Genomic DNA, 249 nt, shown 5'->3' on the forward strand with positions numbered 1-249 from the left:
CGAGCGTAACTTCACCGCCGAGCGGCCAAACGTGAAGTGGGTGGGAGACATGACCGAGATCCCCACAGCCGGTGGGAAGCTGTATCTGGTCGCCGTGATTGTTCTCTGCTCACGGCGCCTGTTTGGTGCCGCCACTGGCCTGCACCCAAATGCGGAGTTGGCGTGCTGAGCGATCAAGATGGCCGTCGCGGCGCGTGGTGGTGCCGATGTCGTTAACGAGCTTGGGTGGCGTGAAGACGAAATGAAGCG

Annotated in this window: 1 protein-coding gene; it reads left to right on the top strand. The window is 61.8% G+C overall.

Annotated features, from left to right (window positions below):
• Positions 1–31 precede the first annotated feature (31 nt).
• On the top strand, positions 32–169 hold the full coding sequence (locus tag EII42_RS13935; protein ID WP_370318130.1) for a hypothetical protein: 138 nt from the start codon (positions 32–34) through the stop codon (positions 167–169).
• Positions 170–249: the final 80 nt, after the last annotated feature.

The sequence above is a fragment of the Tessaracoccus sp. OH4464_COT-324 genome, assembly GCF_003932855.1.
GTDB lineage: Bacteria > Actinomycetota > Actinomycetes > Propionibacteriales > Propionibacteriaceae > Arachnia.